Raw genomic sequence first — 26,924 nt, 5'->3', positions numbered from 1 at the left:
GAAATCCCTTATGAAGATATGCAGAAATGTATCTTCATAAGGGATTTTTTTGTTTAAAGATATTAAAAGCATAAGGAGTTCTTAGCCTTTCCTCAAATTTTGATAGGTAGTAGTCTACCATGTTAAAAGCATATTTTTTTCTAGCTAGGACAAACATAGAGAACGTAACCTGTACAGATACATATACTATCAGTGCAAAAGCTTATAAATTAATGGAAGGGGTTTTCTCGTGAGTTTATTTCATTGTGATTTTTTGAAAGACTTAATTGGATCTTTTGTGAGAGTAAACAGGGGTGGTCCAGAATCTCAAAAAGGAACAATAATATCAGTATGTCCGGACTACTTCGTATTGCAGAATGAAAAAGGTGAACTTTATTACTATCAACTTAAACATCTAAAGAGTATCACAAAAAATGCGAAAGAATGTGGATCAAGTGATTGCGAGTGGGAAGATTGCGCCTGTGCAGAAGACTTTGAAGAACTGCTTGAAAGTTTCAAATATTGCTGGGTGAAAATTAATCGCGGTGGTCCAGAGAAAGTGGAAGGCATTTTACAAGATGTTTCTTGTGACTTCGTAACATTAATCGTAAAAGAAGAAATTATCTTAATTGCAATAAAGCATATTAAAAGTGTTAACTATAATGCTTTAGCTTGTGGAGAGAGCGATGAGAGCGACGATAGTAAGGAAAGTAGCAATAATTCAGGTCGTGCTCGTGCACAAAGACAATCAAGTAGAGGAAGATAATAAGAAAGGGGGATACGAAATTGGAGAATGTATTATGTTGTGACCAAATTAAATGTTTAGTTGGTGAGACTGTCAAAGTAAACCTTCGCGGACCAGAAAGTCGAGTTGGTGAGCTTGTATCGTTAGGCAAAGATTATCTAACGTTACAATTACCACATGGTGAATTAGTATATTATCACTTGAAGCATGTGAAGAGTCTAGTTAAGAAAGTAAAAGAAAGTAAATGTGGTGATTGCTATAGTTCATGTTTCTGCTCTGATGAGGATACTTTTCTAGATATATTAAAAGACTTGAAGTATAAGTGGGTAAAAATTAATCGTGGTGGTCCAGAATGTGTGGAAGGTTTGTTAAGTGAGGTACACCATGGCTGCATTACACTAGTAAACTGCGATGAAGTGATTTATGTAGTTAAGTCTCATATTAAGAGTGTGAGTCAAGTAGTTAAATGTAAAAAGAATGAAGATGAATAATGTTTAATAAATAAGAGGGGCATTATGAGGGAAAGAGAAGAACAATTTCTTATTTCAATAGTATGAAAAGGAATTACTTACTATTAAAACAGAACTTTGCCCTGATTATTTTTTTAGAAATGAAAGACAGGAAAGAAGAAATTCATAGGAAGGAGGATATAGATGAATGAGTTAAACAAAAGTATTGGAGAAAATATATATGTTAAATTAATTGGTGAAAAAAGGTTTAAAGGTGTATTAATAGACGTAGGAAATGATATCGTTGTTCTTTACAATGGACAAGACTACGTATATATATCTTTATACCATGTACAATATTATAAATTTTTACGATCACATGATGAAGAAATCTTAAAACCAGATGTGGATTCTGTAATTAAGAGAGAGTCACCTTCAATTTCTTTGAGGAAAGTATTAAGTACTTCCAAAGGGATTTTTACGGAAATTTATGTAGCAGGAAATGCTCCAATACATGGGTATGTTACAAGTGTAATGAACGATTATATTGTTTTTTATAGTCCAGTTTATAAAACTGTATATATATCTTTAAAACACTTGAAATGGTTAATTCCGTATAAAGAAAATCAAGTGCCTTACGCCCTCAATAAAAATGAACTCCCCGTGAATCCCTTAAATATTACGTTAGCTCGAACGTTTGAAGAACAACTTATTAAAATGTCTGGAAAAATTATGGTGTTCGATTTAGGTGAGGAATATAATAAAATCGGAAAGATGGCGAAGATTGATGAAGGGCATATTGAAATATTAAAAGCGCGTGATGCGAAAATGTATGTAAATATTCAACATGTAAAATCTGTCCATTGTCCGTAAGTTAATTGAAAGGGCTGGCTTTTTCTTTTATATGCAGAAGAAAAGGTCGAGCCTATTTGTTTAGCTTGATCTGAATATGAGGGGAAAAATGAATTGAATATAAATATGTTAGTATGACTGTTGAAGAGGAAATTTTGTACTAAATTATAAAGAATATGTACGAGCTATCTTTTGATGTATTCAATTTATTTTTTTGAGGGAGAACTGCTTAACTAATATATTAAAGGGGTTTTGTTGGTGGAGCAGTTTCCAAATTCGTTATCGATTACATTACTTGGTAGTGCTGGTGGAGCAGCAAAAGCAGTTTTAGCGATTTTAAATCAAGCGATAGTAAATGAAAAAGACCCGATTTATGAAGTGATAAAGAATGTTACATTTTATTTGGTTGATATAAAACAAAAAGATAGGACGTATTATGACGAGTTGTTTCCAAATTTGGAAGATCAATTGTTTTTATCCGAAATAGATCTCCAAGATGTAGTGACATTTAAAAAACATTTAAAAGAAAGTAGTACGAGCGTTGTGATTGATGTTTCAGGGGCAGATACGATCAGAGTATTAAGCTGTTGTAATGAACTTGGAATTTGTTATATTAATTCAGCTTTGGAAAACGAGGCAGTAGATCAGGACGATAGTTTAATCGGCTTTCAGCTTACGGAAAGATATACGAGATTTGAGAAGGAAAAAGATAAATTTAAAAATACAAAAGCAATTATAGGCTCAGGTATGAATCCAGGTGTCGTTCAATGGATGGTTGTTGAACTTATGAAGGAACGCCCGAATGAAAAGCCAAGAGCATGCTATATAGTAGAACATGATACGTCATTTTTGAATGATACAGCACTTATAAAGCCTCATACACTGTATGCTTCATGGGCAGTAGAGCGATTTCTAGATGAAGCGATATGGAGTTATCCGATGTATATGAGTCATCATCGTCCTCTTTACTTTTATGAAGATGTATATGCTTCAGAGTATAAAGTAAAGTTGGGAGAGAAAGAATTTTATGGTTGTTTGATGCCGCATGAGGAAGTTTTAATTTTAGGGAAAAACTTTAACATGGAAGTAGGGTTTCTTTACCGAATTAACGAGTATACAACAAATATAATTAGACAGAACTTAGATAAGGTAGAAGATCTATGGAATTGGAATCGTAAAGTATTTAATCCAGCCGAAGAAGAGATTGCGGGCGAGGATCTAGTCGGTGTATTACTCGTTTATGAAAATAGCGAGACCTATATGTATAATGTGATGAATAGCAGTCAAGTTTTTCATAAATATAAAACGAATGCGACATACTTCCAAGTAGGATGTGGCATTTATGCTGGCTTGTGTAGTTTACTGTTCGATAACTTTAAACAAGGTGCCTATTATGTAGAGGAATTATTATTAAATACAGAAAGTAAGTACGGAGAATATTTGAATTTATATATGAATGATTTTGTAGTTGGTGGAAATGACTTTACGGATGGATTGCTACATGATCGAGTAAGGTGGATATAAATTGTGATGAAAAGGAAGGGGAAATCTCCTTCCTTTTCTCGTTATAAGATTACAGATTGCTCTGAAAGTAATTTCCTTATCATTTAATGAGATAATATGTAGAGTTTTTGTATTGATCATGAGGAGTAGCAAGGAAGTATTGCGATTCAAAGTAGCGGAGAGCTAGGAATGAAGGTGGAGATTTTTTTACCGATAGCATAATGCGTTAGAAGAAAATATTTTTCAGAAAAGTGTTCTTGTTGCGTAAATATAAACATTTTATAAAATGTTTCGAGAAGGGTTTTTTTTATAAAATACTTCGTTTATAATGGAGGAAAATATCGACATGAGATTTGTTATTCATGTAACGGTTCGGTAGTGTTAGAAAAAGAAGGGGTGCACGCGCATCCTTTTTTCTATGCAGATATTATGAAAGAGGTGGTATGATGGAATTAACATTAAATTCGACTGTATGCTTACACGCGATTCAATTTCGAAAAGAGCAAAAGAATTATATTGTAAAAGATACAATTACAGGAGAAAAATATGAAATGCCGCCACTTTGGATTGATGCATTGGCAATGATGCGTGACGGTTTTTTATTAGGGGAAATTGAGGAGAAATTAAAAGAAGAGTATCCGGAAGAAGAAATAAATATGTTAGCATTTACGAGGCAACTGTTAGAGCTAGAACTTGTCGGAATGGTCGATGGGGAAGAAATAGCTTGTACAAAGAAGAAAGAGAAAGATTATTTAGCTTGGTTACGTCCTCGCGTTGAGCAATTCTTTCTTAGTTTAAATAAAAGAAATAGAAGCAAAGGTCAATGATGATCTTTGCTTTTTTGTATAGTTTGTTTAAAAAATTACAGCGAATGCTCTTGCGAAAGCACCGTCGCTATTTTTAATTTTTAAAGGTGCCGCTGAGAAAAAGAAACGTTTCGCATTAATGGCATCTAAGTTTGTTAAGTTTTCGATTAAATAAATATTATTCCCAAGTAGTATGTGATGGATTGGCGATGTTTCTGTCGTTACCTCGTCAGGAGAAATGAAATCTAAACCGACAGATTTTACTTTTAATTGAACTAATTCTTCAGCTAATTCTTCGGAAAGATAAAAGGCTTCTTGTTCATACGCTTCTGTATTCCATTTATTAGATAGGTTGGAATGAAAAATGACAATATCACCTTCTTTTATGTCAGCATTGTGTAATACTTCTTTAGGTAGTTTTCGTTCTTGTACATGAGTTACGTCGATAAGAACAGCTTCACCTACAAATTGGTCTAGGGGCAATTGATCAATAGTCGTTGCGCCTGAAATGAAATGAGCAGGAGCATCACAATGTGTACCAACATGAACGACAGAATGAAAATCTGTAACTTGATAACCTGTTTCTTCAACGCTTGTAATGGCTTCTAAATTGATTTTTGGTGTTCCAGGAAATTGAGACATATTGTTTTCAAATGTTTGGGATAGGTCAATTACTTTCACTTTAAATACCTCCAAGTATATATTTTGAAATATAAAAAACTCACCTTTCATAATCAAGAAAGATGAGTTTTGCACACAATAGTTACGTTTTATCTTTCAAAATGCAATGCATTTTGCAGGAATTAGCACCTATTCAGTTTGTATAAACTGAGGTTGCTGGGCTTCAAAGGGCCGGTCCCTCTGCCTCTCTTGATAAAGGTATATTCAATTTAAAGTTCGGAATTTTCGTGATAATAAAATTGTAATTCATTTCCTTTTTCTGTGCAACACAAAATAGGTATTCACCCAAATAAAGTTGCTCGCATATTGTAGCTTATGTAAATAGAATGCTGCGAAGGAGTGAGTGCAGTGACAGGGAATGTATTGAATTATTATGCTGGTGGAAATACAGCTAGAGGATTTCATAATTTATATGAAGAGAATTTAAAAGGACTAAACAGATTATTTATTTTAAAGGGTGGACCTGGAACGGGAAAATCTTCTTTAATTAAGGTAATAGGTCGTGAATGGGTTGAAAAGGGATATGATATTGAATTTTTACACTGTTCTTCTGATAATAAATCGGTTGATGGTGTCATTATCCCGAAGTTAAAAGTAGGAATTGTTGATGGAACATCACCGCATGTTATTGAGCCAAAAATGCCAGGAGTTGTCGAGGAGTATATTAATTTAGGAATTGCTTGGGATTCAGATAAGTTAAGAAAGCAGAAAGTGGAAATTGAACGATTTGTTTCAGAAGCAAGCAAAGCTTTTCAAGCTGCTTACGCTCGTTTTAACGAGGCATTAGTTATACATGATGAGTGGGAGAAAATATATATTAGTAATATTGATTTTAATAAAGCGAACGAACTAACCGAGCAGCTCATTCAGAAATTATTTACAGATAAAGTTGGGAAACAATCGCTTGTGAAACATCGGTTTTTAGGAGCAGCTACACCGAAAGGAGCAGTTGATTTTGTTCCTAATTTAACAGAAGGATTACCACATCGTTATTTTATAAAAGGACGCCCAGGTTCTGGAAAATCAACAATGCTCAAAAAATTAGCTAAGGCAGCAGAAGAAAAAGGATTTGAAGTTGAAGTATATCATTGTGGGTTTGATCCAAATAGTCTTGATATGGTGATCGTAAGAGAATTAGGGTTTGCGATTTTCGATAGCACCGCACCACATGAATATTTTCCGAGCCGCGAAGGTGATGAAATTATAGATATGTATGCCCTTATTGTAACACCAGGGACGGATGAGAAGTATGCGGAGGAAATTCGTGACGTCTCTATTCAATATAAAGCAAAAATGAATGAGGCGATGTCTTTTTTAGCGAAAGCGAAATCAGTTCGTGATAAATTAGAACGAATTTATATTGCTGCTATGGACTTTTCAAAAGTAGATGCATACAAAGAGGAGATCCAAAAAGAGTTTGAACGAATTGCGGTTAGTGTAACTGAAAAGAACAAGTAAAAAATAACGAATTTTGACAGGCTGTCGGAAATTTTCTGACAGCTATTTTAGTATGTAGTAAACTTAGTAATATATTTGTCGAATTTCCAAGGAAATAATCAAAAAATGGAGAGGGTATGAAATGAGAGAGAAAATTAAGTTGGAGTTAGAACGAATTGAGAAAGAAAATGATGTGAAAATTTTATTCGCTGTGGAGTCAGGGAGTCGTGCATGGGGATTTCCATCAAAAGATAGTGATTATGATGTTAGATTCGTTTATATGCACCCGGTAGAATGGTATTTATCCATTCATGATAAACGAGATGTAATTGAGTATCCGATTAGTGATGATTTAGATATAAGCGGATGGGATATTAAAAAAGCGTTACAACTATTTGCAAAGTCAAACCCAGCTTTACTCGAATGGATTCGATCACCCATTTTTTATTCGAAAAACTCTAATTTTCCAGAACAGCTTCAGCAAATGAGTGAAAAGAACTTCGATCCGAAAGCAACGATATATCATTACTTACATATGGCTTCAAAAAATTATCGTGAATTTTTGCAAGGTGAGAATGTAAAATTAAAAAAGTACTTTTATGTATTGCGTCCTATTTTGGCTTGTAAGTGGCTAGAGGAGAAAACAACTTTGCCTCCTGTAGAATTCGATCGATTAATTACAGAATTATCATTGGAGCGTAGCGTATTAGATGAAATTGAACAGTTGTTAATAAAGAAAAAGGCAGGTACTGAATTAGATGTTGGATTAAAAATTGATGTGTTGAATCAATTTTTAGAAGAACAAATTCATTACTATCAGCAATATGTAAAAGGAATTGAAAAGGGATCAGGGATCGATATTGAGAGTTTAAATACATTGTTTCGAGATATGTTGTTTGCGGTATACGAAAAAGAGCACAAGTAAGTTTGTGCTCTTTTTATTTTGTAGGAATAAAGAAAACAGATATAGCTGCAAGAAGACCTGCAAATGAGAATAAGTAAAAATTCCATACTAAGTCATATTGCATTGTCATAATAATACCGACAAGAATAGGACCAGTAATTGCGCCAACTCGGCCAAGTCCAAGTCCCCAGCCTAAGGAAGTAGCTCGGATATGGGATGGGAAGTATTGTGTCACATATGCATTTAATATTTGAGTAATACCGACCGATCCAATTCCAGCAAGACCAATTAAAAGATAAATGATTGTAACAGATGGTTTAATTGTTAATAGTCCAATACATACAGCTGCCATAAGATAGGAAATGCTAATAACAATTTTGGCTCCTATACGATCTGCGATTGCTCCAGCAAATAATGCACCGATAGCGGCGGTAATATTTAGCATAAGTAGAAATGATAAACTAGATCCAAGAGGATATCCTGCCTGTCGCATCATCTGAGGTAACCAAGTATTTAAACCGTATATTAAAAACATCCCCATTATATAAGTGATCCAAAAAAGCAGCGTTGCTTTTATGTATTCTTTTGAGAATAAAGTAAGAAATCCATTTTTCTTTCGTATATTAGATGGGGGTTGATGAGTTTTCTCTTTTGCATGGAATTCAATTTGAAAACGATTAAGAATTTTATCCACTTCTTCTTGGCGGTTACGTGATAACAAAAATTGAATGGATTCAGGTAAATAACGAATAATGAAAGGAATGAGGAGTAGTGGAATCATTCCGATGCCAAACATAATTCTCCATCCGAAGTCTTCTAACATAAACATGGACAAAATAGCGCCTAACACGATACCTAAAGGATAGCCAGTAAACATAAGAGCATAAATAAAAGATTGTCGCTTTTTGGGTGAATATTCAACAGTAAGTGCGGAAGCTGTAGGAATGACACCGCCTAGTCCAATTCCTCCGATAAATCGCCATAGTCCAAATAATTCAGGAGAAGGAGCAAGTGCAGCTAGGCCCATTGTAGTAGAAAAAAGTGCTAAACAGCATATAAGTGTCCATTTTCGTCCAATTAGATCTGTAATAGTTCCAACTAGAATAGCGCCAATAAACATTCCAAACAAAGCATAGCTTGCAATTGTACCAGCATGAGCTGGTGATAGTGCCCAGCTGTTGTCTTCCAGTAGCTTAGGCAGAACGGCCCCGTAAATACCTAAATCATAGCCGTCAGCTAGAATGGCTAGCCAACAAATAAAAACAACAAGCTTTGTAATAGAGTTCGAAAAGATAGTTTTTGTAGGTTCTAGATGAGGTGGAGCTGAAGGTTGCATAATGTTCACCCCTTTTGATTTGTAGATGAATATATTATTTCATTTGATGTTAATATTTCCCTTCTTATGTCGGGATTTATATGAAAAAGTTTTATAGCAAATAAAGAAGTTCAACAGTCATTCTGTTGAACTTCTTTATTTATTTACTCATTATCAACTCGTTTTAACGGTTGATCTGCCGGACCTTCAATAACATCTCCTTCAATTGAAAAACGGGAACCGTGGCAAGGACAGTCCCAAGTACAATCACCATTATTCCATTCCACTTCGCAGCCGAGATGTGTACAAGTTGTATCGACAATATGTAATTTTCCATCTTTGTCCTTATAAGCACCTGCTCGTTTCCCGTTAACATGTACGACAGATCCTTCACCAACTTCGAGATCTTCTGGCTTACGTAATGCAGTTTCAATCTTTCCTTCAATTAAATGTTTCGCAACATCAATGTTTTGGGAGAAGAACGTTTTTATATCTGGATTTGCATGAAAGCGTGAAGGTGCATATAGTTCTTTATATGGACTGTCTACTTTTAGAATGGAATCCTTCAGTAAATGAGCGGCAGCAGTTCCAGTTGTCATCCCCCATTTACGATATCCAGTTGCAACAAATATATTTGGATTGCTCTCGTTAATATGTCCGATATAAGGGACCTTATCTAGCGTGATTAAATCTTGTGCTGACCATCTATAAGGAACCTCATCTACCCCAAACGTTGCTTCTGCAAAAGAATACAGTGCTTCATAATGAAGCATCGTGTTTATTCCTTGGCCTGTTTTATGACTTTCTCCGCCAATTAAAATTAATTTTTCCCCATTGCTTGTTGTGTAGCGTAAGGAGCGTTTTGGGTCATCAATACTTAAATACATGCCACCTGGATAATCTGTTTTTGTTTTAATAGCAAGAGCATAAGAGCGTTCTGCGTACATTCGCGTAAAGAAAAAGCTATTCGCATCATAAAAAGGAAAGTGTGAACAAGAGACAACATATTCACAAGTAATGCGATGTCCGTCCTTTGTAATGACTTGTGGAGAATCTCCTTTTTCTACATCCATAGCAGTCGTTTGTTCATAAACTTTTCCACCCATCTCCACAAACTTTTCTAAAAGCGTTTTCAAATAAAGAAGGGGATGAAACTGGGCTTGATTTTTCATGACAAGTGCAGATTGTACTGGAATTGGAATCGATAGGGATTGAACATAGTCACAAGGTATATTTAATTTTTGATAAGCTTCATATTCTTTCGATAAATTTCTTAATCCCTTATCAGTAGTTGTATATAAATATGAATCTTCATTTGAGAAATTACAGTCGATTTTATATGTTTGCAAAGTTTCATTAATAAATTGTAGGGCATGATTATTTGATTCATAGTAAAGCCCGGCCTTTTCCATACCGAAATGGTTTATTAATTCATCATAAATAAGATCATGTTGCGCTGTTATCTTCGCTGTTGTATGTCCAGTCGTCCCGTTTAAAATAAGGCCAGAATCAATTAATACAACATCGATGCCTTCTTTTGCAAGTAAATAGGCAGTAGTAATACCTGTAATACCAGCACCTATAATAGCGACTTTTGTCTTTATATTTTCAGATAAAGGGGGAAAAGCAGGGAGTTGAGTAGATTCAATCCAATAAGATGATGGGAATTGTGGAAATGTATCGCTTGTCATTAAGGAAACCTCCTGATTTAGAACAATTTTCCTTTTAATATTTCCATATGAGATGAAATTCATGTGTGCTGTTTTAGAGGAAGGCTATTTTTATTTAAAAGAAAGATAAAATTATTTCAGTATAATTATTAGGTCTTGTTGGTATGGAGAGGTAGAAGTTGTGTAAAGCTTAAATTTAAGTGAGTGTATTTGTTGTTTACACAGAGAGTTCTTGAATAAGATAGAGTCTATAGCATGTCAAGGTACGTATATGTATAATAGATGAAACCTTATAAAATATGTGTTTTTTCTTTATTGAAATAAAGTATAATTATAAAAATATAACCAACTTTTATTACTAGGTCATAAAAGTTATTGACAATGTAGAAATTCTATTGATATGATTCATCATGTGGAAAGGTTGATAGAGAGTAAAAAGATAAATGTTTTTCATTGATAATAAAAGCGAAAAATAAGTGACGATAGAGTGAGTATATTTTCCTTATACTAGATGCTTTTTAATCACCTAGTAAAATCAATCTGGAAGCAAGAATTGATATATGTAAGTTGCGCAAGGCGCGGCATAAGAAAGGGGCAAAAGGATGAAGGAGCTTCATACGTTTGGGTGGTATGCAGCACGTGTATCACCACATTTGCCGAAAAAAGCATTTAAACCAGTTCCTACTCGTTTATTTGGCGGACTGGCTTATTTACTTGTGGCATTGGCGGGGTTAATATCGATTGGTGTATTTGAATTGAATGTGTGGGCTAATCTAGGAATTGCGATCGTTCTTGGATTATGTTTTGCTTCACTTGGGTTTTTAGGGCATGAAATTTTACATGGAACTGTTGTAAGAAAGGCATGGCTTCGTGATTTCTTAGGAGCGATTGCATTTATGCCATTATCAACAGGTCCTAAACTTTGGCGAAAGTGGCATAATGCAACGCATCACGTTCATACACAACATGAAGAGAATGATCCAGATGCATGGCCTACACTTGAGAAGCTTAAAAAGAGTAAGTTTTTGAGCTGGGTATATCGCATGCCTCTTCATGTACGTTCATTCTTTAGTTTTCTGTCACTAACAATTCAATTTACATTGCATTCGACTCGAATGTTCTTTCATTTTATAAAAGAGTTTAAGTCATCCAATCAAAAATCTGTATGGCTTCAACTTCTTTTGCCTTGGACTGTTTGGATTAGTTTATTGTTTATTATGGGACCTGGAAAATGGTTATTTGCATATGTGATTCCATTGTTAATTGCTAACTTTATTGTAATGGCATATATCGCAACAAATCACCGCTTAAATCCAATTGTTCCAGTAAATGATCCGTTAGCAAACTGTTTATCAGTAACAGTGCCGCGTTGGGTAGACGTTTTACATTTCAATTTCTCATATCATACAGAACATCATTTGTTCCCTGCTATGAGCTCTAAATACTACCCGTTAGTAAAAGAGAAAATTAAAGAAATGTGGCCGGAACGCTATCATGAGATGCCGATGACAAAAGCTTTGGCAGCGCTATGGAATACACCACGTGTGTATTATCAAGGAAGTGAATTAGTGGATCCGCATAGAGAGCATTTCTATGGTTCTTTAGGAAATGGGCTAGATCCTCATAATATTTCATATCGTGAGGAACATATAGAGGAAGAAGAGAGTATTAAAAAAGTAAATCAATAAAAATAGATATATGTTGCAGTGAAAAAGCAAGCCATCTCAGGCTTGCTTTTTTTATAAAGAAACTTCCTTTTTGTTCTTTGTATGGAATTGGACGGAGTTAGTTTCTTTTCGCTGTAATCGTTTTTCTAAAAGATTAACAAGGTAAGTGAATAGGAGAACGAGCACGAGATAATATAAACCAACGATTATATATGTATCTAATTGTTGGAAGTTCCCTGCAGCGATTGATAAACCTGACCCCCATAATTCGGACAATCCTACGTAAGCAACAAGTGAAGAATCTTTTAATCCAATAATAAATTGATTTCCTAAAGGAGGAATAGATTGACGAAATGCTTGCGGTAATACAATACGGCGCATTGCTAAAGGATACGGCATACCTAGAGAGCGAGCAGCTTCCATTTGCCCACGATCGACAGATTGGATAGAGCCTCGGAAAATTTCAGTAATATATGCACCGTTGTGGATTGCTAAAGCAATGGCTCCTGCCCAAAAAGGAGTAAAAACAACAACGGATGTAATCCCAAAATAGAGAATGGCGATTTGAACAATTAAAGGTGTACCACGAATAATGGCGATATATACGTGAGCAATACTATTTAAAACTTTATTGTTAGAGATTCGAAAGAAAGCGAATAGTAATCCAATTAGTGAACCGAGTAATAGGGATGTTAGTGTTAATTGTAATGTGACAATAGTAGCTTTTAAGAGTGTGGGATAGGTAGAGATAAAAATTTCAAACATGCGTTTCACCTCATATTGTATAGATTTTAGTAGAGAATGAAATGCCCCACACAAAGTGGGGCATGATTTATGGAAACTTTGAAGGGCTAAATTACTTCGTTTTTTCCTCTTCACCAAGAATATTACGCCCAAACCATTTTTTACTGATCTTTTCATACGTACCATCTTTAATAATTTCATCTAAAGCTTTATTTACTTTCTCGACCATTTCTTTATCATCTTTACGAATAGCAATTCCCATTTCATCAAGGTTTAGTGGTTTTCCAGCTTCTTTTATATTTGATTTACCTTCTTTAATCATGCGTAAACCAACCATTTGATCTGTAATTACTGCGTCGATACGTCCAGGCTCTAAGTCCATAAGTGCAGTAATATCGCTATCGTATTCTGTAATTTGATCTGTATATTTTGCAACGAGGTCTTTAAAGGTACTAGCTTTTACAACACCAATTTTCTTACCCTTTAAATCTTCTGGAGAAGAGATAGATGTATTCTTTTTAGCTACAAAAATTTGGGCACCAGAACGATAATAAGGATTTGAGAAATTAACAGCTTTTAAGCGTTCTTCTGTAATTGCCATACTGCCCAGTATTACATCATACTTCTTCGCTTTGAGACCTTGGATTAGCGTTTCCCATGGATTTGTAATAGGGGTTGGTTTCATATTCATTTTTTTCGCAAGTGCTTCACCTAGTTCTACATCAAAACCGACAAGTTTTCCGTCATTTTCTTTATAGTTAAAAGGTTTATATAAGCCACTCATCGCATAACGAAATTCTTTTTCACCATTTGAAGAAGTAGTAGCACTTTCCTTACTACAGGCTCCTAGTATAAAGGATGTGCATAATGTAATACTCGCAACAATGGTTAATAGTTTTCTTTTCATAAAACCCCTCCTATATATTGATCATACGGATGGTTTTAAGTATGTTATTGAAATATTTTATTTAGATGATTAGTTGTGCACCGTATGAATGTATTTCTTTTCGTTTGAAACAGAAGTTATATTATAAAACGTTACGTAAAAATTGTTTCGCTCGTTCATGTGATGGAGCTGAAAAGAATTGTGCTGGCGGAGCATCTTCTACAATTTTTCCATCATCCATAAAAATGACGCGATCAGCTACATCTCTTGCGAAATTCATTTCATGAGTAACAATAACCATGGTCATTCCTTCTTCAGCAAGTTCTTTCATAACTTGCAATACTTCTCCAACAAGTTCAGGGTCTAAAGCTGAGGTAGGTTCATCAAATAGCATAATTTTAGGATTCATAGCAAGAGCTCGTGCAATAGCAATACGCTGTTTTTGACCACCTGATAGGAGATGGGGCGTTACATCTGCTTTATCTTGTAGGCCGACTTTTTGCAGAAGCTGATTTCCGATTTCTTTTGCATTTGCTGCTTCTAATTTTTTTACATGAATAGGTGCTTCTATGATGTTTTCTAGTGAGGTCATATGAGGAAAGAGGTTAAAGTGCTGAAAAACCATACCGACATTTTCGCGGACTTTGTTTAAATTTGAATGCTTTGGATCAATTCGTTCACCTTGTAAGTGAATTTCACCTTCATCGTACATTTCTAAAAAGTTAAGACAGCGAAGTAATGTACTTTTACCGGAACCACTGGCACCAATTAAAACGACAACTTCTTTTTCTTGTACTTCTAAATCAATTCCTTTTAAAACGTCAAGTGAGCCAAATGATTTTACTAGATTTCGAACCTGAATCATACAAAACCCCCAGTCAAAAATATATTTTACAAATGTTGCCCCTTATTTCTGTTATTAGTCACAAATTGTCAGAATCCTTTATTTTTTTCGTGAATTTGATATTAAAGGAAATAATAATTTTTTTGAAATCTCTATATCCTTCTATAATGAAAATATGGATAATAATATATAGGTAGTACTTATATTACTTATACAAAGGGGGAAAGAAGAGATGGAAAAAGAAAGGAAGACATTTTCCTTTGGCTTACGTACACAACTTATGCTATTCACTACAGTTTTAGCTTTAATTACATATTCAACAAGTATATTTTTTATTTATGTGATATATGATTATTTTCAAAGTTATGTAAGTCAAACTGCATATAATATTATCGTTATGTTATTAGGGGTAGTATGGTCTGGAATTTTAGCATATGGAGCAGCCATATTTTTAATTAAACCGCTTCGAAAGTTAGAGGAGGCGGCGAGAAAAGCGGCTGAAGGAGACATTCGTGAAGATGTTCCGTTACCGAAGACTGATGATGAAATTAAATCTTTAAGTGTTGCATTTAATATGATGCTAGGGAACTTAAGGGGCATGGTAAAAAATATTGATACAACATTTTCGTATACAAACAATCAAGTACAGCAAATTAGAAAACAAACAGGCGAAGCAACGAAACAAGCACAAGGTGTTTCTGAAACACTTGCAGAGATTTCTTCTGGCGCTGAGCAATCAGCGGCATCCATTCAGGCAATTGTTTCTGCTGTTGATACAACAACTTCTATTGCAAGTGAAGTAGAAGAGAAAGCGAAACAGTCTGATGAGTTGTCTTCAGAAATGGTTCAAGCTTTAGGGCATAGTACGCGTGTCTTTACGTCTTTAATTCAAGGTATTCAAACATTGGCGAAAGAAAATGAAGATTCAATGCAAAATGTACAGAAGTTAGAGGAAAGAATGAAACAAGTAGAACATATTGTATCTGTTGTGAGTGAGATTGCTAGCCAAACTAATTTATTAGCACTAAACGCTTCTATTGAGGCTGCTCGTGCAGGAGAGCATGGAAGAGGCTTTGCGGTTGTTGCGGAAGAAGTACGAAAACTTGCTGATGAAAGTGATCATTCTGCAAGAAACATATCGCAGTTATTACGAAATATGCAAGAGGAAGTACAACAAGTTGCAATGAAAATGACAGAACAAGTGAAAATAGCTAAAGAAGAGGCGAAACGTGGGGAGGCTACGGAATTAATTTTAAAAGAAATGTCATCAAGTGTTATGGAAGTAGCGGATGCAACGAAGCAAATTAGTGGTTATATGAATGAACAAGTGAACCACATTCATCAAACAGGAGCACAAACAAAGGCCGTAGCAGCAATTGCTGAAGAAACGTCAGCTGGTTCACAAGAAGTAGCACGTGTGACGTTGCAACAATCTAAAAATATGATAGCAATCGATCAATTATTAAAGGATCTAGAGAAACAAGCAACAGAATTGAAACAAACAATTAAACGATTTTCAATGTAAAAGAGAAGAACAGAATACTGTTCTTCTCTTTTTTTAGCTAGATTTAATATCTATAGTTAAAAGATAGAAACTATGAACGTTTCCGCAACATTCTTTTCTGTCCCTTTCGGATGAAATTTATAGCGAGCTATAATATTAAAAGGGGTGTCTTTTATGAAAAAAGAAAAAAGACAACGATTAATTAAACAATTTGTAAAAGAGTATGAAATAGAGAAGCAAGAAAGATTAGTAGAATTGTTAGCAAAAAAAGATGTATTAGTAACACAAGCTACGGTTTCTCGAGATATTCGTGAGTTAAACTTAACGAAGGTACCTTCTCAAGAAGGATTGATGATATATAAAATTTTCTCAGAAGAGCATTTACAAACTGATATAAAATTAAAGAAAAAATTACGAGAGGTTGTTGTGAAAATTGATTGTGTAGATCAATTAATGGTTATTAAAACATTACCTGGAAATGCACATGTTATTGGTGTTTTGTTTGATGAGTTAGATTGGAAAGAAAAAATAGGATGTATATGTGGAAATGATACATGCCTTATAATTTCTCAGTCGAAATCAGATAGGGAGATTTTAGAAGAAAGATTAAATTTAATTCTTTAGATGCAAAATCCTGTTTTTAATTTTTATTAAAAACAGGATTTTTGTGTAAATACGGAAGTTAAATATTCAACATATATGCGTAATATATGTATTTTTTATTAAAAAATCGGGATGGATTATTATAAAAATACAAATTAATATGATTTTAAAAAAATAACTTGTTTAATATTTCACAATGATAATGTGGATGATTTCACAAAGGTGAAAGCGTGTAGCATTTATTATGTACTTGTAAGACATCAAACATATTTAAAAGGAGGTACAACAAATGAAGCATCCGATACATGTTACTTCAGAAATTGGGGAATTACAAACGGTTTTATTAAAACGACCGGGTAAAGAAGTGGAAAACTTAACACCAGATTATTTACAGCAATTATTATTTGACGATATTCCATACTTACCAATTATTCAAAAAGAGCATGATTATTTTGCACAAACGTTACGCAATCGGGGTGTTGAAGTTCTTTATTTAGAAAAACTAGCCGCTGAGGCGTTAGTAGATAAAAAACTTCGAGAAGAATTTGTTGATCGTATTTTAAAAGAAGGACAGGCCGACGTAAATGTTGCACATCAAACTTTAAAAGAATATTTACTTTCCTTTTCAAATGAAGAATTAATTCAAAAAATTATGGGCGGTGTACGGAAAAACGAAATTGAAACAAGTAAGAAGACACATTTATATGAATTAATGGAAGATCACTATCCGTTTTACTTAGATCCAATGCCTAATTTATATTTTACTCGTGATCCAGCAGCTAGCGTGGGCGATGGCTTAACGATAAATAAGATGAGAGAACCAGCGCGTAGACGTGAATCATTATTCATGGAGTACATCATTAAATATCATCCAAGATTTGAAAAACATAATGTACCAATCTGGTTAGATCGTGATTATAAATTTCCAATTGAAGGTGGCGACGAGCTAATTTTAAATGAAGAAACAATTGCGATTGGAGTATCTGCTCGTACTTCAGCTAAAGCAATTGAACGTTTAGCAAAAAATCTCTTTAGCCGACAAAATAAAATTAAGAAAGTGTTAGCAATAGAAATTCCAAAATGCCGAGCATTTATGCATTTAGATACAGTATTTACAATGGTTGATTATGACAAGTTTACAATTCACCCAGCTATTCAAGGGCCAAAAGGGAATATGAATATTTATATTTTAGAAAAAGGATTAGATGAGGAAACTCTTAAAATTACACATCGTACTTCTTTAATGGAAGCATTAAAAGAGGTATTAGGCTTAAGTGAATTAGTTCTTATTCCATGTGGAGGAGGAGATGTAATTGCTTCTGCTCGTGAACAATGGAATGATGGCTCGAACACATTAGCAATCGCGCCAGGTGTAGTTGTTACATATGATCGCAACTATGTATCCAATACGTTATTACGGGAACACGGTATAGAAGTGATTGAGGTGCTAAGTTCAGAATTATCTCGTGGTCGTGGGGGTCCACGTTGCATGAGTATGCCAATTGTTCGTAAAGATATTTAGTATAAATAACGGAGAGAGTAGGGATGAAGTATGTTAATGACTAGACCAAATTTAAAAGGAAGAAGCTTTCTAGCAGAAAAAGATTTTACACAAGAAGAATTGTTATATTTTCTAGATTTGGCAGCAGAATTAAAAGAGAAAAAGAAAAATGGTATCCCGCATCATTATTTAGAAGGTAAAAATGTAGCGCTCTTATTTGAAAAAACTTCTACTCGTACGCGTTGTGCATTTACAGTAGCATGTACAGATTTAGGGGCAAATCCTGAATATTTAGGGAAAGGTGATATTCAGCTTGGGAAAAAAGAATCTGTAGAGGATACAGCAAAAGTGTTAGGGCGTATGTTTGACGGAATTGAGTTTCGTGGATTTAATCATGAAACTGTAGAATCTTTAGCACAAAATTCTGGTGTGCCGGTTTGGAATGGATTAACAGATATGTGGCATCCAACACAAACACTAGCAGATTTATTAACAATTAGAGAACATGTAGGGAAACTGAAAAATGTGAAGCTCGTTTACGTTGGAGATGGACGAAATAATGTTGCTAATAGCTTACTAGTTGGTGGCGCAATCGTTGGAATGGATGTACGTATTTGTACACCGGAAACTTTATGGCCTGCACAAGAAGTAATAGATTTAGCAAAAAAATATAATGAACAGGTAATGATAACAAGTAATGTGGAAGAAGCAGTTGCGAATGCAGATGTAATTTATACAGATGTATGGGTGTCTATGGGGGAAGAAGAAAAATTTGCTGAACGTGTCAAGTTATTGAAACCTTATCAAGTAAATATGAAAATGATTAAAGAAACAGGGAATGAAAACGTGATTTTCTTACATTGTTTACCTGCATTTCATGATGTCGAAACGATGTATGGTGAAGAAGTTTATGAGAAATATGGGTTGAAAGAAATGGAGGTAACTGACGAAGTATTCCGCAGTAAACATTCAAAAGTATTTGATCAAGCTGAAAATAGAATGCATACAATTAAAGCGGTTATGGCAGCTACTTTAGGAAACATGGAGTAAAGAAGAAAGGGAGTCTTCCTTTCTTCTTTCTCCTCCTTTAGACACTATCATTCACTATTGCTTTTGTATTGTTATTGCAATTAAAGAGAGGTGAGTGGAATGGGTGAAGATAAGAAACTAGGGTTGTTTACATTAACGGCTCTTGTAGTGGGGTCTATGATTGGCGGTGGAGCCTTTAATTTAGCGAGTGATATGGCAAAAGGTGCTGGTGCTGGAGCCATTATTATTGGCTGGGTTATAACAGGAATTGGGATGATTGCACTTGGATTATCTTTTCAAAATCTAACTGTAAAACGGCCAGATTTAGATGGTGGTATTTTTAGCTATGCAAAAGCAGGGTTTGGTAATTTTATGGGGTTTAATAGTGCGTGGGGATACTGGCTATCTGCTTGGCTTGGGAATGTAGCTTACGGCACATTATTGTTTTCTTCATTAGGATATTTCTTCCCGATCTTTGAAGGCGGGCAAAACGTAGCGTCCATTGTTGGTGCAAGTGTATTATTATGGTGTGTTCACATGTTAATTTTACGTGGAGTTCAATCAGCAGCACTTGTGAATTTAGTAACTACAATCGCAAAATTAGTACCTGTATTTGTATTTATTGTCATAGGAATCTTCGCGTTTCATATTGATATGTTTTTAGATGGATTTTGGGGGCAAACTGGTTCTTTTTCATGGGGAGCAGTTGGCAGCCAAGTTAAAAGTACAATGCTTGTAACTTTATGGGTATTTATTGGGGTAGAAGGTGCTGTTGTTTTATCCAGTCGAGCAAAAAATAGAAGTGATGTAGGGAAAGCAACGGTTATTGGCTTAATTGGTACACTCATCATTTACATTTTAATCACATTATTGTCTCTTGGACTTATGCAACAAGCAGATATTGCTGGTTTGAAAAATCCGGCTATGGCTTATTTATTTGAAAGTGTTGTTGGAAAATGGGGTGCTATCTTTATTAATTTAGGTTTAGTCATCTCTGTATTAGGTGCTTGGTTAGGGTGGACTTTGCTCGCTTCTGAAATTCCATATTTAGCGGCTAAAGATGGAGTATTTCCAAAATGGTTCGCAAAAGAAAATAAAAATAAGGCTCCAGTAAATTCATTATGGATAACAAATGGTTTAATTCAAATGTTCTTGTTAACATTCGTCGTTTCTGATCAGGCGTATAACTTTGCATTCTCTTTAGCATCTTCAGCTATTTTAATTCCATATGCGTTTTCAGCATTTTATCAACTGAAGCATAGCTTAAATTCTGAGGAAGTAGATCGAAATAAAAATATAGTAATTGGCTTGATAGCAAGTATTTATGGCGTTTGGTTAGTTTATGCAGCTGGTTTAGAGTATCTATTATTAACAATGACTTTATATGCGCCAGGTATTTTTATTTTTTACAATGTTCAAAAGCAAAAGAGTTCGAAGCAAATATTTACTCGAGTGGAATTAGCATCATCCGTAGCAATTGGTGCTTTAGCATTTTTTGCGGTTTATGGATTAATTACAGGCAGCATTACTTTATAGAGCTCTGTGAAAACGAAATGAACTGGAGGGCTGAAATATGGCACGAAGAAAAATTGTAGTTGCACTAGGGGGAAATGCGATACAGTCTGGAAAAGCTACTGCGGGGGCGCAGCAAGAAGCGTTGGAAAAAACGGCGGAACAACTTGTGAAAATAATGGAAAATGATGTAGATATAGTAATTGCACATGGAAATGGCCCACAAGTGGGGAATATTTTATTGCAGCAAAAAGCTGCAGAAACGGAAAAGACACCTGCAATGCCATTAGATACTTGTGGGGCAATGAGCCAAGGAATGATTGGATATTGGATGGAAAATGCGATTGAAAAGGCATTGAAAAAACGGAATATAAAAAAAGATGTAGCAACGGTTATAACACGCGTTGTTGTGGATAAAAAAGATGAGGCATTTAAAAATCCAACTAAACCAATTGGTCCTTTTTATACAGAAGAAGAGGCCAGAAGATTAATGGACGAAACAAAAGCAGTGTTTAAAGAAGATGCGGGTAGAGGGTGGAGACGTGTTGTTCCATCACCGAAGCCTGTAAGTATTCATGAACATAAAGTGATTAATTCTTTGGTCGAAGATGGAAATATAGTGATAGCTGTTGGCGGTGGTGGAATTCCAGTAATTGATTCTGAAGAAGGGCTAAAAGGAACTGAAGCGGTTATCGATAAAGATTTCGCTGCGCAAAAATTAGCAGAATTAGTAGATGCCGATACGCTTGTTATTTTAACTGCAGTTGATCATGTGTATGTAAATTATGATCAACCGAATCAAAAAAAATTAGAGCATGTCACAGTGAATCAATTAGAAGAATACATTGAGGAACAGCAATTTGCTGCGGGAAGCATGCTTCCAAAAATTGAAGCTGCTATTAATTTTGTTAATACAAATCCAAAAAGAAAAACAATTATTACGTCTTTAGAAAAAGTATATGAAGCACTAGAAGAAAAAGCCGGTACTATTATTTCAAAACAAAATGTATGCATGTATGTTTAAATCATTATGTACGCTACTTATTATTGAAAAAAGAATGAAGTTAGTAACTTCATTCTTTTTATTGATTCATATTTTTTATACGTATTGTTCATAAAGTTTTCATGATGAAATCTGAATATATAAGTTAGTTATGATAAAATTCAAATTGAATACGCTTTCTTGATTTTTCGCTCCAACATACAGCAAGAGAGAGGGAATTTTATGAATAGACGGAACGTAGTTAAGGATTTAAAGCAGTTCGAATTATTTGCTCATTTAACAGAAAAGAAATTGAAAGGTTTGACGGAGTTTGTCTATTGGCGAACTTATAAAAAGGGTCAATTTTTATTTTTAGAAGGGGATTCAAGAGAAAGAATTTACTTCATGTTAGATGGATTTGTAAAGTTAGAGCGGGTAAATCAAAGTGGGAATTTATTATATGATGACTATGTAAAGAGGTATTCTATTTTTCCTTATGGCGGTATGTTTACAGACAGAGGATATAACTATACGGCAGAAGCGATGACAGATGTAGAGGTCTATTATATTCCGACAGTAATTTTCGAAGATATGGTGAAATCTAGTAGGACACAATTAATGTATGTTGTTCAGCAATTATCATCGATATTAAAGCTAAACGAAAATCGAGTACAAAATATTACAATTCCTAATGCACAAGATCGGGTCATTCAAACATTAAATTATTTAATGCAGGATTTAGGAGAACAGAGTGGCGAAACGATTGTAATTTCTTGCCCACTTACAACCATTGAAATATCGAAAATATCTGGTACGTCTCGAGAGACGGTTAGTAGCGTATTAAAACAATTAAAAAATGATAGTATTGTTACAATTTTAGATAAAAAAATTACAATACATAATCCAACATATTTTGAGGAAATCTCTATGTGAAAATTGCATATTGATTTTTAATTCATACTGTATATTAATAAGGTTATTTATATATTTATAAGTAAATTTTTTACGTTTTCCTCTATGAAAAGATAGTATAGTATGGTAATAATAGCTAAAATCGATAATAAAAAACAAAGTGAAGGGGAGAAAGAATGCTTCGTATTGAGTATGATCGATTAGTAGCTATTTGTTACAGTATAGGGGTTTTGTTATTATTAAAAATTCCAAATGATAATGAATTAATTGGGGAAAAACTATTCAATGTCTATAAGGTTCCGATACATACGTATGTTTATATGGATTATAAAGTCTCAAATATATTGATTGTTTCTTTCATACTACATGTAATTGCATTTATATTATTTTTAAAATGGCTAGGAAAAAAGGAGTCTAGTACATTTAGAAAAATGAATAAGATAAAAGTAGTAGGCATTAGTATTTTGATTTTAATGATGCCGTTTATTTTAAATAACATCCTCCAGACATTAAATAAAACATGGTACTACGCAGGAAAAACAGGGGTAGAAGCAATAGAATATAAAAAAGAAGATAGCCAGTGTAGAATGGAGAAAAATGGAGAGGATATCGAACGAAAGTGTATTGTTACTTTAAAAAATTATCGTAATCATTCACAAGCATTAAAAGTTGTTTTATATGATAATGTAAACGAGAATTCAAAAAGTTATCTAGTACCGAAACCAGTCTATTTACAAAAACATGAGACAAAGCAATTCGAATTTCAAATTCCTGTTGCTTATAATAGCGGTGTTGAAAAAGATAAAGTACCAAATATTAAATTACATTTATTGCATGAAAATGATGCGAAATACAATTAATCTGTAATTGAAAGTTTATGAGTAGGGGCAATAATTTGAAACGATATAGAAAATCAACTTGAATCATCCAACATGCTGCAGGGTAACGGCATATTGGATGATTTTTTATTTTCTACCTTTTTTTACGTATGAAAGGGTGGAATACTTTGTTGAAAACGAAAAACATTGCAAGGATCATATATGGTTTTCACTTTACGTAATCTTTGAAAGTTAGGGCCATAATAACTAGTTTGCCAATTTTTAATGTCGATATCGGGCCAATTGACATAGTCACCTAGTGTATAAGGATCTAAGCTTTCTCGTAAATCTTTAACCCAGCGTATATTTCGATTTTCTTCATCATCACATTTCCAAGAGGTAATGTATTCTTGCGCAATAATTGCTTTGCGATGGAAATAAGCTGTTTCAGTAGGCGGAATATTTTTAACAGCACCTACGAGCGATTGGTGCCAAATACTCGCATCTTTATTTGGTGCATGTGAAAGAAAATACTGCATGATTTGAATTCCTTTAAGAGGAATAGGTTTATATACGTAGGAACCGGAGCGCTTGAAGTTTTCAGGGATGTTACCACTGTTAAAAAATTCAACAGCCTTTATATAAGGAACTTCATCTATAAAGAGAGAGGGGGTACCAGTTTCAAGAAGAGGAGATAATAAGGAATGGAGTTCAGAGGGAGAGCCAACAAACTCACCTTGTGCTTCAATTTTGTTTTGTTGTTTTGTGAATAATTCAATTGATGAAGTAAGACGTTCGTCTACATAAGGCGCCCAGTTTTGCCAAGCTTGAAAGGCAGCAATAAAATCTTCCCATTCCCATGTAATGGAGAAGATTAATACATTTTTTATAGGGTGTACGCGAAAAGTCAAAGAAGTAATAATTCCGAAGTTTCCACCACCGCCACCGCGGCATGCCCAAAACAAGTTATGGTTTTCATGTTCGCTTGCACGAATGATTTTTGCTCCAAATTTACCACATGCTTGTACCATTTCAACTTCTATTAATTGATCACATGTTAATCCAAATAAGCGTGAAAGCATACCGATGCCACCGCCAAGTGCTAATCCAACAATTCCAACGCTTGCGCTTGTACCAGCCGGTATTGTCACACCATAATTCCAAAGCTCTTTATAAACAGTGCCAAGGTTTGCACCAGCTTCAATTGTTGCTGTTAATTTATCTGTATGAACAGTAATACGATGCATTTCACTCACGTCAATAATAAGTCCTCTATTTAAAAGAGAAAAATTTTCATAGCTATGACGTCCGCTTCTTAAGCGAAATGGTACATGACGCTCGCGTGCCCATTTTAAGGCGTTACACACATCATTTTTATTTTGACAAAACACAATAATACAAGGGAGTTTTGGAATACTTAAATTTAAGTTCATTCGGGCTACGTCATAGTCAGGGTCTGAAGGAACAACGATACGACCTGTTAATTTTGTTTGTTTCAATTTATCACTCCTTTCTAAAATAAGCGGGGCTTTTTATTAATATATGAAAAGTATATGTAACGTGCGTGGACAAGGAGATGAGAAGAATGAGATTTGCCTTTGTGAGAAATAAATAAAGCATAAGAATAAAGAAACTACATAGAGTTCAATGAAAACAGTTGCAAACTATTCATATTTTGTTATGATAGTGTTACGAAAACGTTTGCATAAAATTCCGATGGGATGCAAAAGGAGAGAATGACTATGAATAAGACATGGTGGAAAGAAGCGGTTGCTTATCAAATTTATCCACGTAGCTTTATGGATTCAAATAGCGATGGTATTGGAGATTTACAAGGTATTATTGCGAAACTGGATTATTTAAAAGATTTAGGAATAGATGTAATTTGGATTTGTCCAATGTATAAGTCACCTAATGATGATAATGGTTATGACATTAGTGATTATCAAGATATTATGGATGAGTTTGGTACGATGGAAGACTTTGATGCTTTACTAGATGAGGTTCATAAACGTGATATGAAGCTTATTATTGATTTAGTTATTAATCATACAAGTGATGAACATCCATGGTTTATTGAGTCTCGTTCATCTAAAGACAATCCGAAGCGTGATTGGTATATTTGGCATGATGGTAAAGATGGTGCGGAACCAAACAACTGGGAAAGTATTTTTAATGGTTCGGCATGGGAATATGATGAAGTAACAGGACAATATTATTTACACTTATTCTCGCGTAAACAACCAGATTTAAACTGGGAGAATAAAGAAGTTCGAGAAGTGTTATACGACACAGTTAATTGGTGGCTTGATAAAGGAATTGATGGTTTCCGTGTGGATGCGATCAGCCATATTAAAAAAGAAGATGGCTTTAAAGATATGCCAAATCCAAAAGAACTAAAGTATGTACCATCCTTTGATAAACATATGAATGTGGATGGTATTCAACCGTTATTAGAAGAGTTAAAAGAAAATACATTTTCTAAGTACGATATTATGACTGTTGGTGAAGCGAATGGCGTTAAGATTGAAGATGCTGAGCTTTGGGTTGGAGAAGAGCAAGGTAAGTTTAATATGGTATTCCAATTCGAACATTTAAGCTTATGGGATGCTGAAAAGAAGAAAGACCTTGATGTTGTAGGACTGAAAAAGGTATTAACAAAATGGCAAAAAGGGTTAGAAAATAAAGGGTGGAATGCCTTATATATTGAGAATCACGATAAACCACGTATCGTTTCAACTTGGGGGGATGATAAACAATATTGGCGTGAAAGTGCAACGGCTCTAGGCGCAATGTACTTCTTTATGCATGGCACACCGTTTATTTATCAAGGGCAAGAAATTGGGATGACAAATGTCCAATTACCAAATGTTGAAGATTACGATGATGTTGCAACTAAAAATTTATATCGTGAGAAAATTGCAGAGGGCGTATCACATCAAGATATGATGGAAATTATATGGGCTTCTTGCCGTGATAATTCACGTACACCTATGCAGTGGAACGATGAGATGAATGCTGGCTTCACAACAGGTGCACCTTGGTTTAGTATGAATCAAAACTACAAAGAAATTAATGTTGAAAAGCAAAAGAATGAAGAGAACTCTATTTTCAATTTCTATAAGAAAATGATTGCCTTGAAAAAAGAGCACGATGTACTCAATTACGGTACGTACGATTTACTTTTAGAAGATGATCCGCAAATTTATGCATATACTCGTACATTAAATGATGAAAAGATTATTGTAATTAGTAATATCTCAAAAGAGGAAGCTGTATATAATGAGGGTTCATTTGCACTAGAACGCAAACGTTTGCTTTTAAATAACTATGAAGTTGCGGAACATGAACAAGTAACTACAATCACGTTAAAGCCTTATGAAACAAGGGTTTATCGCATTTCATAATAAAAAAGGATGCTCTTAGAGCATCTTTTTTTATGAAAAATAATAAATTTCTATTGCAAAGTGAAAACGCTTTTATTAAAATAGATTTATGAAAACGGTTGCGTAAAGATAAAAATGAAGTAACATAAGGAATCGTTTTCATAAAGGAAACAGAAATTATAATTTAAATCATTA

General features: G+C 34.3%; 24 protein-coding genes, 1 pseudogene and 1 riboswitch. Of the genes and pseudogenes, 18 read left to right on the top strand and 7 right to left on the bottom strand.

Going from position 1 to position 26,924, the window contains the following annotated elements; genetic code table 11:
* Nucleotides 1-229 precede the first annotated feature (229 nt).
* From QCI47_RS26120 to QCI47_RS26100, 5 genes are all read left to right on the top strand, one after another.
* Nucleotides 230-745: a hypothetical protein gene (locus tag QCI47_RS26120; RefSeq protein WP_000051521.1), complete on the top strand. Its 516-nt coding sequence runs from the start codon at nucleotides 230-232 to the stop codon at nucleotides 743-745.
* A gap of 20 nt (nucleotides 746-765) precedes the next feature.
* Entirely contained in the window at nucleotides 766-1,215 is a 450-nt protein-coding gene (locus QCI47_RS26115) for a spore coat protein (RefSeq protein WP_000432501.1), read from the top strand.
* Nucleotides 1,216-1,377: 162 nt separating this feature from the next.
* Nucleotides 1,378-2,046 (top strand): LSm family protein, encoded by a 669-nt coding sequence (locus tag QCI47_RS26110; protein WP_001004282.1) that lies wholly within the window; start codon nucleotides 1,378-1,380, stop codon nucleotides 2,044-2,046.
* 237 nt (nucleotides 2,047-2,283) lie between these two features.
* A complete protein-coding gene (locus tag QCI47_RS26105; RefSeq protein WP_000434741.1) occupies nucleotides 2,284-3,549 on the top strand; it encodes a hypothetical protein in 1,266 nt (421 codons plus the stop codon).
* A gap of 425 nt (nucleotides 3,550-3,974) precedes the next feature.
* Complete coding sequence (locus tag QCI47_RS26100; RefSeq protein WP_000424100.1) at nucleotides 3,975-4,355, top strand: hypothetical protein; 381 nt, start codon at nucleotides 3,975-3,977, stop codon at nucleotides 4,353-4,355.
* Nucleotides 4,356-4,382: 27 nt separating this feature from the next.
* On the opposite strand, the gene QCI47_RS26095 is transcribed toward QCI47_RS26100, so the two are convergent.
* Nucleotides 4,383-5,015, bottom strand: a complete 633-nt coding sequence (locus QCI47_RS26095) for a cyclase family protein (protein ID WP_000862960.1) — start codon at nucleotides 5,013-5,015, stop codon at nucleotides 4,383-4,385.
* Nucleotides 5,016-5,101: 86 nt separating this feature from the next.
* Nucleotides 5,102-5,214, bottom strand: a riboswitch (SAM riboswitch).
* Between the two features lie 149 nt (nucleotides 5,215-5,363).
* Here QCI47_RS26095 and QCI47_RS26090 point away from each other — a divergent pair.
* Together QCI47_RS26090 and QCI47_RS26085 are read left to right on the top strand one after the other, a co-directional pair.
* Nucleotides 5,364-6,473: a PRK06851 family protein gene (locus QCI47_RS26090; protein ID WP_000147495.1), complete on the top strand. Its 1,110-nt coding sequence runs from the start codon at nucleotides 5,364-5,366 to the stop codon at nucleotides 6,471-6,473.
* A gap of 121 nt (nucleotides 6,474-6,594) precedes the next feature.
* Nucleotides 6,595-7,377 carry a nucleotidyltransferase domain-containing protein gene (locus tag QCI47_RS26085; RefSeq protein WP_071743008.1) on the top strand — a complete coding sequence of 261 codons (783 nt, stop codon included), beginning with the start codon at nucleotides 6,595-6,597 and terminating at the stop codon, nucleotides 7,375-7,377.
* 13 nt (nucleotides 7,378-7,390) lie between these two features.
* Here QCI47_RS26085 and QCI47_RS26080 read toward each other — a convergent pair whose 3' ends face one another.
* A complete protein-coding gene (locus QCI47_RS26080) occupies nucleotides 7,391-8,692 on the bottom strand; it encodes an MFS transporter (protein ID WP_001183074.1) in 1,302 nt (433 codons plus the stop codon).
* Nucleotides 8,693-8,835: 143 nt separating this feature from the next.
* A complete protein-coding gene (locus QCI47_RS26075) occupies nucleotides 8,836-10,362 on the bottom strand; it encodes an FAD-dependent oxidoreductase (protein WP_000199956.1) in 1,527 nt (508 codons plus the stop codon).
* 581 nt (nucleotides 10,363-10,943) lie between these two features.
* Here QCI47_RS26075 and desB point away from each other — a divergent pair.
* On the top strand, nucleotides 10,944-12,029 hold the full coding sequence (gene desB / locus QCI47_RS26070) for a Delta(10) desaturase DesB (RefSeq protein WP_000661225.1): 1,086 nt from the start codon (nucleotides 10,944-10,946) through the stop codon (nucleotides 12,027-12,029).
* A 51-nt stretch (nucleotides 12,030-12,080) separates the two neighbouring features.
* Here desB and QCI47_RS26065 read toward each other — a convergent pair whose 3' ends face one another.
* The 3 genes from QCI47_RS26065 to QCI47_RS26055 form a co-directional block, all read right to left on the bottom strand.
* Nucleotides 12,081-12,773: an amino acid ABC transporter permease gene (locus tag QCI47_RS26065; RefSeq protein ID WP_000461541.1), complete on the bottom strand. Its 693-nt coding sequence runs from the start codon at nucleotides 12,771-12,773 to the stop codon at nucleotides 12,081-12,083.
* 91 nt (nucleotides 12,774-12,864) lie between these two features.
* Nucleotides 12,865-13,659, bottom strand: coding sequence for an ABC transporter substrate-binding protein (locus QCI47_RS26060; RefSeq protein ID WP_000823738.1), 795 nt, complete (start codon nucleotides 13,657-13,659; stop codon nucleotides 12,865-12,867).
* A gap of 121 nt (nucleotides 13,660-13,780) precedes the next feature.
* Nucleotides 13,781-14,503, bottom strand: a complete 723-nt coding sequence (locus QCI47_RS26055) for an amino acid ABC transporter ATP-binding protein (RefSeq protein WP_000616944.1) — start codon at nucleotides 14,501-14,503, stop codon at nucleotides 13,781-13,783.
* A 211-nt stretch (nucleotides 14,504-14,714) separates the two neighbouring features.
* On the opposite strand from QCI47_RS26055, the pseudogene QCI47_RS30340 reads away from it, so the two are divergent.
* The 9 genes and pseudogenes from QCI47_RS30340 to QCI47_RS26015 form a co-directional block, all read left to right on the top strand.
* Nucleotides 14,715-15,065: pseudogene (locus tag QCI47_RS30340) on the top strand (HAMP domain-containing protein); the annotation flags it as partial.
* Nucleotides 15,057-16,007 (top strand): methyl-accepting chemotaxis protein, encoded by a 951-nt coding sequence (locus QCI47_RS26050; RefSeq protein ID WP_404978333.1) that lies wholly within the window; start codon nucleotides 15,057-15,059, stop codon nucleotides 16,005-16,007. The pseudogene QCI47_RS30340 and the gene QCI47_RS26050, both read left to right, overlap by 9 nt.
* Before the next feature lie 153 nt (nucleotides 16,008-16,160).
* A complete protein-coding gene (gene argR, locus QCI47_RS26045; RefSeq protein ID WP_000711840.1) occupies nucleotides 16,161-16,610 on the top strand; it encodes an arginine repressor in 450 nt (149 codons plus the stop codon).
* 268 nt (nucleotides 16,611-16,878) lie between these two features.
* Complete coding sequence (gene arcA / locus QCI47_RS26040) at nucleotides 16,879-18,111, top strand: arginine deiminase (protein WP_000682336.1); 1,233 nt, start codon at nucleotides 16,879-16,881, stop codon at nucleotides 18,109-18,111.
* Between the two features lie 30 nt (nucleotides 18,112-18,141).
* Nucleotides 18,142-19,140 (top strand): ornithine carbamoyltransferase, encoded by a 999-nt coding sequence (gene argF, locus QCI47_RS26035; protein WP_002163765.1) that lies wholly within the window; start codon nucleotides 18,142-18,144, stop codon nucleotides 19,138-19,140.
* A 99-nt stretch (nucleotides 19,141-19,239) separates the two neighbouring features.
* Nucleotides 19,240-20,655 (top strand): arginine-ornithine antiporter, encoded by a 1,416-nt coding sequence (gene arcD / locus QCI47_RS26030; RefSeq protein WP_309422947.1) that lies wholly within the window; start codon nucleotides 19,240-19,242, stop codon nucleotides 20,653-20,655.
* 37 nt (nucleotides 20,656-20,692) lie between these two features.
* A complete protein-coding gene (gene arcC / locus QCI47_RS26025) occupies nucleotides 20,693-21,655 on the top strand; it encodes a carbamate kinase (protein WP_071743004.1) in 963 nt (320 codons plus the stop codon).
* Nucleotides 21,656-21,856: 201 nt separating this feature from the next.
* A complete protein-coding gene (locus QCI47_RS26020; RefSeq protein ID WP_001081912.1) occupies nucleotides 21,857-22,546 on the top strand; it encodes a Crp/Fnr family transcriptional regulator in 690 nt (229 codons plus the stop codon).
* A gap of 155 nt (nucleotides 22,547-22,701) precedes the next feature.
* Nucleotides 22,702-23,385 carry an ABC transporter permease gene (locus tag QCI47_RS26015; RefSeq protein ID WP_074542707.1) on the top strand — a complete coding sequence of 228 codons (684 nt, stop codon included), beginning with the start codon at nucleotides 22,702-22,704 and terminating at the stop codon, nucleotides 23,383-23,385.
* 122 nt (nucleotides 23,386-23,507) lie between these two features.
* On the opposite strand, the gene QCI47_RS26010 is transcribed toward QCI47_RS26015, so the two are convergent.
* Nucleotides 23,508-24,842, bottom strand: coding sequence for an FAD-binding oxidoreductase (locus QCI47_RS26010; RefSeq protein ID WP_074542706.1), 1,335 nt, complete (start codon nucleotides 24,840-24,842; stop codon nucleotides 23,508-23,510).
* Nucleotides 24,843-25,085: 243 nt separating this feature from the next.
* Between QCI47_RS26010 and QCI47_RS26005 the strand changes: the two genes are divergently transcribed.
* Nucleotides 25,086-26,750: a glycoside hydrolase family 13 protein gene (locus tag QCI47_RS26005; RefSeq protein WP_353811988.1), complete on the top strand. Its 1,665-nt coding sequence runs from the start codon at nucleotides 25,086-25,088 to the stop codon at nucleotides 26,748-26,750.
* Nucleotides 26,751-26,924 lie beyond the last annotated feature (174 nt).

Source organism: Bacillus cereus group sp. RP29, from assembly GCF_040459765.1.
Taxonomy (GTDB): domain Bacteria; phylum Bacillota; class Bacilli; order Bacillales; family Bacillaceae_G; genus Bacillus_A; species Bacillus_A paranthracis.
The sequence above is the reverse complement of the archived record's forward strand: the minus strand, read 5'-3'. Positions and strand labels throughout refer to the sequence as shown.